Raw genomic sequence first — 13,473 nt, 5'->3', positions numbered from 1 at the left:
CGCCCACCCCCACACCTCATGGAGACCCCATGGCCCAGGAGAACCCGCCCGTCCAGACCGGCCCCGTCCTGACCGGCCCCGCCCTGTGGAGCGCGCAGGCACACCTCCCGTCCGTCCTCGGACGCCAACTGACCATCGAACGCGCCGAAGGCAGCTACCTGTTCAGCACGGACGGCCGCCGCCTCTTCGACGGCACCGCCGGCCTGTGGCACGCCAACGTCGGCCACGCGCGGCCCGAACTCGCCGACGCCGCCCACGACCAGATGCGGCGCCTGGAGACGTACCACGTCTTCGGCCGCTACCTGAACGACCGCGCCGTCGCCCTCGGTGAACGCCTCGCCGCCATGTCACCCATCGACGACCCCAAGGTGATCCTCAACAGCGGCGGCAGCGACGCCATCGACGTCGCCTGCAAGCTCGCCCGCAGGCACTGGCAGCGCGAGGGCCGCGAGAGCAAGACCACGATCCTCAGCCGCGAGTTCGCCTACCACGGGCTGCACGCCTACGGCACGAGCATCGCGGGCCTCGAGTTCAACCGCACCGGCTACGGCACCGAGTCCCTGGTCCCGGAGACCGCGCGCGTGTCCACGTACGACATCGACGCCGTCGAACGCACCGTGCGGGAGATCGGCCCCGAACACATCGCGGCCCTCGTCGCCGAACCCGTCCAGGGCACCGGCGGTGTCATCCCGCCCGCGCCCGGCTACCTCGAAGGCCTGCAACGCCTCTGCCGCGAGCACGACATCCTGCTGATCATCGACGAGGTGATCACCGGATTCGGGCGCACGGGCCACATGTTCGCCACCGAACGCTACGGACTCGCGCCCGACCTGATCACCTTCGCGAAGGGTGTCACCTCCGGCTACGCCCCGCTCGGCGGTGTCCTCGTCGCCCCGCACATCTGGCAGCCGTTCTACCGGGACGGCGACGACACACCCGTGTTCCGGCACGGCGCCACCTACTCCGGGCACGCCACCGCCTGCGCCGTGGCGCTGCGCAACCTCGACATCCTCGACGAGGAGAAGCTGGTGCCACGCGTGGCCGAACTGGAAGCGGTCCTCATCGACGAGCTGCGGGGCCTCGGAACACGGGAGTCCGTCGTCGAGACACGCGTCGCGGGGCTGCTCGGCGGCGTCGCCCTCGTCGACGACATCAGCGCGGAGGCGGTCACCGACGACCTCCTCGACCTCGGCTTCGTCACCCGCCCGCTGCGCGGGAACACCGTGCAGATCAGCCCGCCGTTCATCACCACCGATGACGAACTGCGCGGCCTCGTCGCCGCCATCGGCACGGTGCTCGCCGCACACGAAAGCCGGTGACGCGATGCCCATATCGCAGGAGCAACCATCAGGCGGCCTGGTCGAGTCACGGTCGATCGACGTGGTGCCGGACGAGGAACGGCACGGCACCGCGTTCAGCCAGTTCACCCTGTGGGTGGGCGCGAACCTCCAGATCACCGCGGTGGTCACCGGCGCCCTCGCGGTGGTCCTCGGCGCGACAGCGTTCTGGGCGGTCATCGGACTGCTCGTCGGGAACCTGCTCGGCGGTGCGGTCATGGCGCTGCACTCGGCGCAGGGCCCCCGGCTCGGCCTCCCGCAAATGATCTCCTCCCGGGCCCAGTTCGGGGTCCGCGGCGCCGTGGTCCCCCTCGTCCTCGCGGTGTTCATGTTCATCGGCTGCACCGCGAGCGGCACCGTCCTCGCGGGCGAGGCGGTCGGTGAACTGACCCACCTGGGACCCGACGCGGGCATCCTCCTGTTCACGGTGGTCACCGCTGTGGCCGCCGCCGTCGGCTACCGCCTCATCCACTTCCTGGGCCGCCTCGCCGGAGTGGTGTGCGGCATCGCGTTCGTGTACCTCGGCGTCCGCCTCCTGCAACATGACGACATGGGCGCGGTCCTCGCCGACCACAGCTTCGCCCTGCCGGCGTTCCTGCTCGCCGTCTCGCTCTCGGCGTCCTGGCAGCTGTCGTTCGGTCCGTACGTCGCCGACTACTCGCGCTATCTGCCGCGTTCGACCTCGGCCCGCGCGACGTTCGGCTGGACGCTGGCCGGGACCGCGCTCGGCGCCCAGTGGTCGATGGCCTTCGGAGCCCTCGCCGCGGCCGGCGCGGGTGAGGCCTTCATCGGCCACGAGGTGACGTACGTGGTGTCACTCGGCGGGGCGGGCCTGATGGCGGCGGTGCTCTACTTCGTCATCGCCCTCGGCAAACTGACCGTCACGGTGCTCAACACGTACGGCGCGTTCATGTCGACCGTGACGAGTGTGACCGGGATGCGGCGGCGGGGCGCGGTGCCCTACCGGCTGTCGCCGCGCGGGCGGGTCGGCTACATCGCCGCGATCATCGTGGTGGGAGCGGCCGTCGCCCTGGCGGGACGCGGCAACTTCCTCAACACGTTCTCGACGTTCCTGCTCATCGTGCTCGCCTTCTTCACCCCGTGGAGCGCGGTGAACCTCGCCGACTACTACCTGGTCGCGAAGGAGCGCTACGACATCCCCGCCCTCAACGACCCGGACGGCCGCTACGGATCCTGGCGGGCCCCGGCCCTGGTGTCGTACGCAGTGGGCCTCGTCGTTCAACTCCCGTTCATGGCAACCGACTTGTTCACCGGCCCGTTCGTCGCCCCGCTGGGCGGCGCGGACATCTCGTGGATCGTGGGTCTGACGCTGCCGGGTGTCCTGTACTGGTTCCTGGCCCGCCGCGAACGGCACCGGATCCCGGACCGGATGATCTACCCCGGAGACCCGAGCGTCCCGGCCCAGACGGCCGCCGCGCCGGAATCCCCGAGGCTGCGGGAAGTTACCGGGAATTAACTCCACCCCCTATCGGGCCGGATCCCACATCAACGATAGTGGCGCGTCGGCGGAATTGATCTTCCGCCATGCAATACATCGTTCTTGTGGGATGAAGCTCGCCCCGCTCGCGGTCCTCGGAGCCACCGCACACCTCGTCGGCGAGTACGGCGTGGATGCCATGTCGACGTACGGGAAGCTGATCGCCGTCTGCTACGGCGTCGCCCTGCTCTTCCTCGTGCTGCTCGGCCTCGCGCTCAAGGCGGTCACCGGCCTCAGCCTGTGGAAGTTCGTCCGCTACACCCGCGAGGAACTGCTGCTCGCCCTCGGCACCGGCTCCAGCGAGACCGTGATGCCGCGGATGATGCAGAAGCTGCGCGCGGCGGGCTGCCGCGACGACGCGGTCGGTCTCGTCCTGCCGACCGGGTACTCCTTCAACCTCGACGGCGCCTCCATCTACCTCTCCATCGGCACCCTCTTCATCGCGCAGGCCGTCGGCGTCGACCTGAGCCTCGGGCAGCAGGTCACGGTCGTCCTCGTGCTCATGCTGACCAGCAAGGGCATGGCGGGTGTGCCCGGTTCGGCGTTCCTCGCGCTGTCCGCGACCGCCTCCGCCCTCGGTGTCATCCCGGCCGCCGCGGTGGCGCTGCTGCTCGGCGTCGACCGGATCATGGACTCGATGCGCGTCGCCACCAACCTCCTCGGCAACTGCGTCGCGGTGTTCGCGGTGTCCCGCTGGGAGGGAGCCCTCGACCGGGTCACCGCGAAGAGGGTGTTGAACGGTGAGGAGCCGGGCTCGGTTCCGGTGTCCATGGACAGGGAGACCGAAGCCGACACACCCACGACTCCCGTCAAGGACAGCTGACGCGCAGCCATCACCACATCAACCAACGCCCTTGCCACGACCATCATTTGGCAAAACTAGATTCATGCCGCATGGATCTCGATCGGCAGGGCAGACGGCCGCCCAGTAGCAGATCAAGCGAGCGACCTCGAAAGAGTGGGCCGCAGATCAGGGACGGATGTGGTGATGGCCACGCTGACTGAGTCTTCGGGGAAGGCCTCGGAGCAACGAACAGCGCTACGCAGAGACATGGGTCGCATCAGCCTGCTTTTCGCGGGCGTGGGATCAATCATCGGGTCCGGCTGGCTCTTCGGCGCGTTGAACGCGGCGAAGATCGCCGGACCCGCTTCCATATTCTCGTGGGCGATAGCCGCCGTGATGATTCTCCTCATCGGGCTGTGCTTCGCCGAACTGGGAACCATGTTCCCGGTGTCCGGGGGAGTGGTGCGCTTTCCACACCTCTCCTTCGGCTCCTTCGCCAGCTACACCATGGGCTGGATCACCTGGATCGCCGCCGCGACGGTGGCACCCATCGAGGTCGAGGGCGCCCTGCAATACGCCACGAAGTGGGCGCACTTCACCGATTTCCACAAGGCGAACGGCGCCTACACCCTGACCACGCTCGGCTATGCCGTCGCGGTCGTCGCCATGGCGTTCTTCGTGTTGCTGAACTACTACGGCATCCGCTGGTTCGCCCGCGTCAACAATGTCCTCGTCTGGTGGAAGCTGCTCGCCATCGCCCTGGTGATCGTGGCCTTCTTCGTGACCGCCTTCCACGGGCACAACCTCGGTGCCGCCGAGTACGGAGGATTCGCCCCCGGCGGCGCCAAGGGCATCTTCACGGCGATTTCCACGGCCGGCATCACCTTCTCCTTCCTGGGCTTTCGGCAGGGCGTGGAACTGGCGGGCGAGACCGACAATCCGCGGCGCAACGTCCCGTTCGCCGTCATCGGCTCCGTACTGCTCACCGGCCTGATCTACGTACTCCTCGAAGTCGCGTTCCTCGGCGCGGTCCCCGCGAGCGACCTGCAGCACACGCACGGCTGGCTCAACCTGACCTTCGCCAACGACTTCGGCCCGCTCGCCGCCATCTCCAGCGCCATCGGCCTGGGCTGGCTCGCGTACATCCTCTACGTGGACGCGGTGATCTCACCGGCCGACACCGGCCTCATCTACACCACCGTCACGGCCCGCATCTCCTACGCCATGGCCCGCAACCGCAACGCGCCCGCGGGCCTTGCCAAGACCACGCCCAAGGGGGCGCCGCTGGTCAGCCTGGTCGTGACCTTCGTCCTCGGGCTCATCGTGTTCCTCCCCTTCCCGAGCTGGCAGGAACTGGTCGGCTTCATCACCTCGGCCACCGTCCTGTCCTTCGGCTCGGGCCCGCTCGTGCTCGCCGTGATGCGCCGTCAGATCCCGGAGCACGAACGGCCGTACAGGATTCCCGGCGGCGACACCATCCCGTTCCTCGGCCTCTACTCGGCGAACCTCATCGTGTACTGGGCCGGCTGGAACACCAACTACAAACTCTTCATCACCATCCTCATCGGCTTCGTCATCCTGGCCGTCCTCCAGGTCATCGACAAGGGGCGCGCCCCGAAGCTGGACTGGAGGTCGGGCGCGAGCTGGGTGCTGCCGTGGCTCGTCGGCCTTGCCGTGATCAGCTGGATGGGCGACTACGACGGCGGCCTCGGCTGGATCGGCCTCGGCTGGGGCTTCGTCGCCAACCTCGCACTCACCGCCCTCGTCTACCTGCTGGCCCTGCGCGTACAACTCCCGCGCGAGCGCGTGCTGGAGAACATCGAGGAGGCGCGCGAGGAGTCCCGCATGGAGGACGCGGAACTGGGCGCGACACACTGAGGGGCCCCTGGCCGAACCCCGGCCCGCACCCGTGGTGCGTGGGCCGGGGTTCGCTTCTCCTGTGCGCCCTACCCCGGAAAATCGCCCAGATAGCGATATCGACGGCAATCCATAGCGTTACGGAATCATCACATCATCGGGGCCATAGGGGTCCAAGTGCCGGGCAGGCGAGAAGTGAGAAGCCGAGGAAAGGAAGCCACCGATGCTGATCGTGGCTCTTTTGCTCCTGCCGGCCATGGCACTGCTCCTGCTCGGCATGGACCGTATAGAGGACCGCATGGGCGAAGTGTCCCGCCCAGGGGCGGGACACCATCGACTGCGACACCTCCGCCTCGTCCACGGTGACGAACGGAGCGACCGGCAAGTGACGTCGACCAGAGACACCGACCGCGAGGCCGCGTGACGGCTGACGGCTGACGGCTGGCGGGTGCGACGCGCTCAGCCCGCCGGGCCGGGCCGCCACACCGCGACACCCAGCACCGAATCCGCCATGCCGTAGTACAGGAACCAGGCGTCGCGGAACCGAACCAACCCCTCCGTGAACACCACGTGATTGACCTGACCGTCCTGCTCGTCCGCCGACGTCGGCACCAGGAAGGGGCGCTCCAGCCGGGCCACCGCCTTCGTCGGGTCGGCCGGGTCGATGAGGAGCTGACCGGTGGAGTACTGGCCCTTGGTGTACCCGCCCTTGCCGTCCGAGCGGGCGTTGTAGACGAGCAGGATGTGTCCGTCGTCGGTGCGCAGCGGCGGCGGGCCCGGTTCGAGCAGTGACCCCTCCCAGGGGTGCACGGGCTTCGCCACCGGATCGTCGTTCCCGACGGTCTCCCAGTGGATCAGGTCCTTCGACCGGGCCCAGAACACGTTGGACTCACCGAAGTACATCCAGTACGTGCCGTCGATGGGCGTACTGAGGATGGCACCCGACTTGTTCCAGGGCTTGTCACCATGGATCGGATCGTGCAACTCGGGGAACAGCGGCCCGTGCTTCTCCCAGTGCACCAGATCCTTCGACGTCGCCAGGCACAGCAGCGCGCTCGTCCCGTCGTAGCCGGTGTACGTCATGTAGAAGGTGTCACCGATGTGCACCACGCGCGGGTCCTCACACCCGCCGGGCAGCTCGTACGGCTCGCTCGGTGAGAGCACCGGCTCGGCCCTTCGCCGGAACGTGATGCCATCATCGCTCCAGGCGAGCCCGATGCTGGACCTCTTCGCCTTGTTCTGCGCCCGGTACAGCAACGCGATCCTGCCGCCGACCACGACGGCGCAGGGGTTGTACAGATACGCCGACTCCCACTCGTGCGCCGGCTCGGGCCGCAGAATCGGATTCGCCTCGCTCTTGGTGAACGGCCCCATGGGGAAGGTCGCGGGCCCGCGCGGGAACCGTTGGGGTGTGTCCGCGGCGGCGCCGCCCGCACCGGCGAGCGAACCGGTGAGCGCCGCGCCGACGACGGTCGCCGAGGCCTTGAGCATGCCGCGACGCCCGTGCGCCTGACGGTCGTAGTCCTCCATGTCGGGTGAACCTCCTGGTCGTCGATCTATCGGAGACGGGGCCCCGCGCACACACCCGCGGGGCCCCGTCACACCTTCATGCCGCGTACTCAGTCCCGTACGGCCGCCAACCGCACCGTCAGGATCTGGAACGGCCGCAGCCGCAGCCGCACCCCGTCGTCCGTGACCTCGCAGGCGGGCTCGTCGGCGGCGCGCGGGCGCTCCAGCAGGTCCGTGGCCGTCGCCGAGGCGAGGCGGAACCCAGGGGAGAGGAGCGCGGTGGCGCGGGCGCCCTGGGACTCGTACAGGCGGACCACGACGTCGCCCGAGCGGTCGTCGGCGAGCTTGACCGCCTCGACCACCACTGCGGGGTTGTCGACGGCGACCAGCGGAGCCACCTCCGCCGAACCGGGCACCGTGCGCTCGGGCAGATTGAGGTGGTAGCCCTCTCGGACCGCGTCGTCGACGTCCGCGCCGATCAGCAGCGCGTACCGCAGCCGGTGCGTGCCCTGGTCCGTGTCGGGGTCGGGGAAGCGCGGCGCGCGGGCCAAGGACAGGCGGACCGTCGTGGTGGTGCCACCGTCCTCGCGCACGTCCCGCGTGACATCGTGCCCGTACGTCGAGTCGTTGACCAGGGCCGCGCCCCAGCCCCGCTCGCCGACGTGCAGGAAGCGGTGCGCGCACACCTCGAACTTCGCGGCGTCCCAGCTGGTGTTCGTGTGCGTGGGCCGCTCTACGTGCCCGAACGGTACCTGCGCCGTGGAGTGCCCGGCCCGCACATCCAGCGGGAACGCGACCTTGAGCAGCTTCTCCGTCTCGTGCCAGTCGAGGACCGTGTCGACGTCCAGGCGGCGGGCGCCCGGCGCGAGCGCGAGGGTCTGCGTGACGCGCGAGTCACCAAAGGCCCGCACGACGCGCACGCCGCCGTCCACGACGGTCACCGACTCCGCCGCCGTCAGATCCGTGACGGTGTTGCGGTAGAAGGCGTCCAGGTCCCAGGCGTCCCACTGGTTGGGGAAGTCCTGGTGGAGCTGGAGCAGGTTGGCCACCGCCCCCGGCGGCAGCGCCTCGCGCGCACCCTCGATGTCGTACGCAGAGGTGACCAGGCCCCGCTCGTCGATGACGACACGGACCAGTCCGTTGTCCAGGACGAATCCGCCGTCCCGCGGCTTCGGAGCGACCGTGACCGCCTGCGGCTCGCGGCGCACCGTCGCACCCAGGGCGGCGGCGCCCGCACGGGCATGCGGAGCGGCGTTGAACACGACCCGCGAGCCGTCCTCGGAGGCAGGCCCCGCCAACGCCGTCTGCGCCGCCACGATCAACTCACCGAGCTCGGCCGCGACCTGACGGTACGTCTCCTCCGCCTCCCGGTGCACCCAGGCGATCGACGTACCCGGCAGGATGTCGTGGAACTGGTGCAGCAGCACCGTCTTCCACAGCCGGTCGATCGCCTCGTACGGGTACGCCGCACCCGTGCGCAGCGCGGCGGTCGCCGCCCACAACTCGGCCTCCCGCAGCAGGTGTTCGCTGCGCCGGTTGCCCTGCTTGGTGGCGATCTGACTGGTGAGCGTGCCCCGATGGAACTCCAGGTACAGCTCGCCCACCCACACCGGCGCGTCCGGGTACTCCTCCAGGGCCTTGGCGAAGAAGTCGCCCGGCTTCTCGATCTCGACCCGCGCCGAACCCTCCAGGTCCGCGAGCCGCTTCGCGCGCGCCAGCATCTCCCGGGTGGGACCGCCGCCACCGTCGCCGTACCCGAACGGCGCGAGCGAACGGTTCGCCGCGCCCTTGTCCTGGAAGTTGCGCACACTGTGCGCCACCTCGGCTCCGGACAGGTCACTGTTGTACGTGTCGACCGGCGGGAAGTGGCTGAAGATGCGGGTGCCGTCGATGCCCTCCCACCAGAACGTGTGATGAGGGAACTTGTTCGTGGTGTTCCACGAGATCTTCTGCGTGAGGAACCAGCGCACCCCGGCCAGCTTCATCAGCTGCGGCATCGCCGCGTTGTAGCCGAAGGTGTCCGGCAGCCACATGTCCTCGGTCTCGACACCGAACTCGTCGAGATAGAACCGCTTGCCGTGGATGAACTGACGGGCCAGCGCCTCACCCCCGGTGATGTTCGTGTCCGGCTCCACCCACAGGCTGCCCGTCGGCACGAACTGCCCCGTCTTCGCCTTCTCCTGCGCCCGCTCGTACACCTCGGGCCGGTGCTCCTTCAGCCAGGCGAGCTGCTGCGCCTGGGACATGACGAAGCGGAACTCCGGGTGCTCGTCCATGAGTTGGGTGACGTTGGAGACGGTGCGCGCGACCTTGCGCACCGTCTCGCGCAGCGGCCACAGCCACGCCGTGTCGATGTGGGCGTGCCCGATCGCCGAGATGCGGTGCTCGCCGTCCGCGGCCGACGGGGCGAGCGCCGGGGCAAGGACCGCGCGGGCGGCCGCCGCGGTGCCGCTGATGTCCTGGAGGTCGACGGCGTCCAGCGCCGAGGACAGCGCCCGCAGGATCTGCCAGCGGCGCGGCGCCTGCTCGGGCAGCTCCCGCATCAGCTGGTCGAGGACCTCCATGTCGTGGACGAGGTCGTACACCTCCGCATCGAAGACGGCCAGGTCGAGGCGGCGCAGCCGGTAGATCGGCTCACCGTTCGAGGCACCCTCCTCGTCCAGCCACGGCGCGCGACCGCCGAGCGGCGTGATCGCGAAGGAGCGGTCCTCGGGGCCCGAGTGCATGACGAGCGGATTCGCCGCGGCCTCGACGTAACAGACGAACTCCTCGCCACCCAGAGCCTGTTCGGCCACGGGCAGCCAGGTGTTGCGCGGGTTGAGTGCCTTCATGGCCGTGCCGTCGGGCCGGTACGCCAGGCCCTCGGCGGAGAAGCCCGGCTCGGTGGTGCCGAAGCCGAGGTCGACGACGGCCTCCACGCGCCGCCCCGCCCACTGTTCGGGGACCCGCCCGCTGACCTTGAACCAGTTGGTCGTCCAGGCGGCGCCCCAGGGCGCGCCCACCTCGGTGGGCCGGTAGTCGGCGGCGAGACCCTCGGCCACCGGGACGGGCTCGCCCGGCACCTGCCAGATACCGACCTCCAGGGGGACGGAGGTGGCGTGGATGGCGGGCCGGATGCGTTCGTCGAGGACGCGACGCAGGCGGTGCTGGACGATGTCGCGGTCGGAATGCACAGAAAACCTTTCGAAGAACGTGAACGGGACTGCCCGGGAGGGGAGTTGGCGCCTCCCGGGGGTGCGGACTCAACCCTTGAGGGCACCGCCGAGGGCGAACCCGCCGCCCAGCTTGCGGGTGAGGAGCAGGTACAGCATCACCACGGGCAGCGTGTACACGAGGGAGAACGCCGCCAACTGCCCGTACTGCGTCTGATCATGGGCACTGAGGAACGTGAACACACTCACCGACGCCGGCAGCTTCTCCGGCGACAGCAGCAGCACGAACGGCACGAAGAAGTTGCCCCACATGCTGATGAAGGTGAACACGGTGACGACGGTGACACCCGGCCACATCAGCGGCAGCACCACGCGCCACAACGACTGCATGGCGTTCGCGCCGTCGATCCGCGCGGCCTCCTCCAGGACGATGGGCACACCGTCCATGAAGTTCTTCATCAGCCAGATCCCGATCGGCAGCGCCGAAGCCGCCAGGAACAGCGTCGTCGCGAACATCGAGTCGATCAGCTCGACCTGCACGAACATGCTGTAGACGGGGATCATCACGGCGGTGATGGGCAGCCCCGTGGTGAACAGCACGGTGTACAGGAACGGGCGGCGCAGCCGGGAGCGGTAGCGCGAGAGCGGGTACGCGGCCAGGATCGACGCGGCCACGCACAGCAGGGTCGCCCCGCCGCACAGCAGCAGACCGTTGAGCAGCGGCCGGAACGTCGTCTCCGTGTTCAGGATCGCGTGGAAGTTGTCCAGCGTCGGCGGCGAGGGCACGCTCAGCTCGAAACTGGCCGTCGAACTGAACGACGCGAACACCATCCACACCAGCGGCAGCACGAACAGCAGGCTGATCACCAGCAGGACGACATTGACGACGACCCGTCCGGGACGGATCCGGCGGCGTGCCGTGCCCGTCGCGGGAGCGGGGCGGGTGCCGCCGTCGGCGCGGCCGGTGCCGGCGGCGGGCATCAGATCGGTGGTGGCCATCAGTCCTCCTCCACCTTGAGCAGCTTCAGATACACGACGGAGAACAGCGCGCCCACGACCAGCAGCACCAGCGCGATCGCGGTGCCGTACCCGATCATGCTGTTCTGGAAGGCCTGCTGGTACATGAAGACCGGCAGGGTCTGGCTCTTGTTGCCGGGGCCACCGCGCGTCATGGCGTAGATCAGCCCGAAGACGGACAGCGTCTGCAGGGTGATCAGCATCAGGTTGGTCATGATGGTGCGGCGGATGACCGGCAGCGTCACGTGCCACAACCGGTGCCACACGCCCGCGCCGTCCATCTCCGCGGCCTCGACGAGCTCGCGCGGCACCTCATTCAGCGCGGCGGAGTACACCATCATCGAGAACGCGGTGCCGCGCCACACATTGGCGAGGCACACCGCGAGGATCGGCAAGGTGTACAGCCAGTTCTGCCGCGGCAGCCCCAGGAAGCCGAGGACGTCGTTGAGGGCGCCCTGTTTGTAGAAGAACGCGTACATCAGGTACCCGGCGACGACCTCGGGCAGCACCCAGGCGGCGATCACGACACCGTTGGTGAGTGTGCGCAGCGGCTTGGTGGCCTTCTCGGCCATCACCGCGAGGCTCAGGCCGAGGGTGTTCTGCCCGATGACGGCGGAGCCGACGACGAACACCAGGGTGAGCCACAGGGCGTTGATGAAGTTCGGGTCGTCGAGCGCCCGCGTGAAGTTGTCCAGGCCGACGAAGTTCGTCTCGGCGGCGCCCGTCAACTGGGCGTCGGTGAACGCGTCGTAGACGCAGTACAGGATCGGTCCGGCCAGGAACACGGCCAGGAGGATGACCGACGGCAGCAGCGGCATGCCGCGCAGCAGGGAGCGGCTCGCCGCGGTGCGGCCGGACGGGGCGGTGGAACCGGCAGTGGCGACGGCGGATTTCATCGTGCGCCCTTGACGGTGGCGTCGGGGCCGACGGCCGTGGCCACATCCTGGTCATAGGTCTTGGCGGCCTCGCCCACCGAGGCCTGCCCGGTTGTCACGGACTCCATGGCCTTGGTGACCGCGTTGGAGACCTGCGGGTACTTCGGCAGCGCCGGACGGAAGTGGGTGTACTTCACCAGACCGGTGAAGAACTTGTTGGTCGGCGTCGCGTTCAGGTACTTCGGGTCGGCCGCCACGTCGGTGCGCACGGCGGTCGTGGATTCGATGACGTTCCACTTCACCGAGTTGTCCTTGTTCTTGATTGCCTTGATGAACTGCCAGGCCAGATCGGGGTTCTTGGCCTTCGACGGGATCGACCAGGCCCAGCCGCCCGACATGCTGACCTTGCCGGGTGCCTGGCCGTGCTGCGTCGGCATGGCGGCGGGCTTCATCGTCTTCGTCCACTCGGGCCACGGGCTCGGCCCGGTCTTCAGCCAGCTGTTGGCCATCCACGAACCGTCGATGTTGATGGCGAGCTTGCTCTTCGGCAGCAGCTTCGTGCCGACCTCGGTGCCCGCGTTGGGACCGAGCGCGGTGGACTTGTCGAGGCTCAGGTTCTCGCCGTAGACGGTGTGCACGAACTTCAGGGCGTCCTTGAAGCCCTGCGAGCCGACGATCCACTTCTTCTTCTTGGCGTCGTACAGGGAGTCACCGGCCGCGCCGGTCCCGTACAGGAGCATCTCCATGCCCTGCATGGTGGACTGCTCGCCGCCGGCCTGGCCGGTGTAGAGGTTCATCGGGATGACACCCGGCAGCTTCTTCTTCAGGGTGCGCGCGGTGTCGAGGAGGTCCTGCCAACTCTTCGGCTGCCAGGGCGTCTTGATGCCCGCCTTCTGGAGCAGCTTCTGGTTGTACCAGATGCCTCGGGTGTCGGTGTCGTCCGGGACGGCGTACGTCTTGCCGTCGGTGGGGGAGGAGACCGCGGACTTGGCGGCCTTCGCGAACTTGCTCCAGTCCGACCACTTGGCCACGTACTCGTCGAGCGGTTTGAGGTAGCCGCTGGCGATGTCGGAGTTGATCAGCGCGGTGTCCTCGTAGACCAGGTCGGGCGCGGTCGAGGGCGAGCGCATCATCAGCTGGATCTTCGTGTAGTAGTCGTTCTCCGAGGCCGTGACCGGAACGATCTGGACCTTCTTGCCCGGGTGGGCCTTCTCGAACGAGGTCTTCATCGAGGCGAGGAATTTCTGCTGCTTGTGGTCGTTCTGGTCCAGGTGCTGCCAGTAGACGACCTTGATCGAGTCGCCGCCGGCGGAGGATCCGGAACCACCGCAAGCGGTTGCGGACAACGTTGTCGCGATGGTGACCGCAAGGGCGGCGAAGAGCTTCTTACGCAAGGGGTTCCTCCAGGGGGTGGCGGCTCGGCGCCCCGTCCCGGGCGCTCAAC

The 13,473-nt window shown here is 68.6% G+C and carries 9 protein-coding genes and 1 pseudogene; 5 read left to right on the top strand and 5 right to left on the bottom strand.

From position 1 onward, the window contains the following. Positions 1–29 precede the first annotated feature (29 nt). The 5 genes and pseudogenes from ACP4E5_RS02295 (at position 30) to ACP4E5_RS02275 (ending at position 5,900) form a co-directional block, all read left to right on the top strand. On the top strand, positions 30–1,319 hold the full coding sequence (locus ACP4E5_RS02295) for an aminotransferase family protein (RefSeq protein ID WP_425824981.1): 1,290 nt from the start codon (positions 30–32) through the stop codon (positions 1,317–1,319). Between the two features lie 4 nt (positions 1,320–1,323). Further along, complete coding sequence (locus ACP4E5_RS02290) at positions 1,324–2,814, top strand: purine-cytosine permease family protein (RefSeq protein ID WP_425824980.1); 1,491 nt, start codon at positions 1,324–1,326, stop codon at positions 2,812–2,814. Between the two features lie 91 nt (positions 2,815–2,905). Beyond that, positions 2,906–3,658: pseudogene (locus ACP4E5_RS02285) on the top strand (cation:dicarboxylate symporter family transporter); the annotation flags it as partial. A gap of 228 nt (positions 3,659–3,886) precedes the next feature. Next, complete coding sequence (locus ACP4E5_RS02280) at positions 3,887–5,497, top strand: APC family permease (protein WP_425824979.1); 1,611 nt, start codon at positions 3,887–3,889, stop codon at positions 5,495–5,497. Positions 5,498–5,699: 202 nt separating this feature from the next. Continuing rightward, positions 5,700–5,900: a hypothetical protein gene (locus ACP4E5_RS02275; protein ID WP_425824978.1), complete on the top strand. Its 201-nt coding sequence runs from the start codon at positions 5,700–5,702 to the stop codon at positions 5,898–5,900. Positions 5,901–5,935: 35 nt separating this feature from the next. Here the strand turns inward: ACP4E5_RS02275 and ACP4E5_RS02270 are convergent, their stop codons facing one another. From ACP4E5_RS02270 to ACP4E5_RS02250, 5 genes are all read right to left on the bottom strand, one after another. Beyond that, entirely contained in the window at positions 5,936–7,006 is a 1,071-nt protein-coding gene (locus ACP4E5_RS02270) for a glycoside hydrolase family 130 protein (RefSeq protein ID WP_425824977.1), read from the bottom strand. A gap of 89 nt (positions 7,007–7,095) precedes the next feature. Beyond that, positions 7,096–10,158 (bottom strand): alpha-mannosidase, encoded by a 3,063-nt coding sequence (locus ACP4E5_RS02265; protein ID WP_425824976.1) that lies wholly within the window; start codon positions 10,156–10,158, stop codon positions 7,096–7,098. 69 nt (positions 10,159–10,227) lie between these two features. Beyond that, positions 10,228–11,136, bottom strand: coding sequence for a carbohydrate ABC transporter permease (locus ACP4E5_RS02260; RefSeq protein WP_425824975.1), 909 nt, complete (start codon positions 11,134–11,136; stop codon positions 10,228–10,230). After that, complete coding sequence (locus ACP4E5_RS02255; RefSeq protein WP_425824974.1) at positions 11,136–12,050, bottom strand: carbohydrate ABC transporter permease; 915 nt, start codon at positions 12,048–12,050, stop codon at positions 11,136–11,138. Before ACP4E5_RS02255 ends, ACP4E5_RS02260 begins: the two co-directional genes overlap by 1 nt. Beyond that, complete coding sequence (locus tag ACP4E5_RS02250) at positions 12,047–13,423, bottom strand: extracellular solute-binding protein (RefSeq protein WP_425824973.1); 1,377 nt, start codon at positions 13,421–13,423, stop codon at positions 12,047–12,049. Before ACP4E5_RS02250 ends, ACP4E5_RS02255 begins: the two co-directional genes overlap by 4 nt. Positions 13,424–13,473: the final 50 nt, after the last annotated feature.

Origin of the sequence: Streptomyces fractus (genome assembly GCF_049844455.1) — a bacterium.
Classification (GTDB): domain Bacteria; phylum Actinomycetota; class Actinomycetes; order Streptomycetales; family Streptomycetaceae; genus Streptomyces; species Streptomyces fractus.
The sequence above is the reverse complement of the archived record's forward strand: the minus strand, read 5'-3'. Positions and strand labels throughout refer to the sequence as shown.

Coding starts and splice junctions, on each gene's coding strand:
- ACP4E5_RS02275 (WP_425824978.1), top strand. CDS start 5,700: ATGCTGATCGTGGCTCTTTTGCTCCTGCCGGCCATGGCACTGCTCCTG.
- ACP4E5_RS02255 (WP_425824974.1), bottom strand. CDS start 12,050: ATGAAATCCGCCGTCGCCACTGCCGGTTCCACCGCCCCGTCCGGCCGC.
- ACP4E5_RS02270 (WP_425824977.1), bottom strand. CDS start 7,006: ATGGAGGACTACGACCGTCAGGCGCACGGGCGTCGCGGCATGCTCAAG.
- ACP4E5_RS02260 (WP_425824975.1), bottom strand. CDS start 11,136: ATGGCCACCACCGATCTGATGCCCGCCGCCGGCACCGGCCGCGCCGAC.
- ACP4E5_RS02280 (WP_425824979.1), top strand. CDS start 3,887: ATGGGTCGCATCAGCCTGCTTTTCGCGGGCGTGGGATCAATCATCGGG.
- ACP4E5_RS02295 (WP_425824981.1), top strand. CDS start 30: ATGGCCCAGGAGAACCCGCCCGTCCAGACCGGCCCCGTCCTGACCGGC.
- ACP4E5_RS02290 (WP_425824980.1), top strand. CDS start 1,324: ATGCCCATATCGCAGGAGCAACCATCAGGCGGCCTGGTCGAGTCACGG.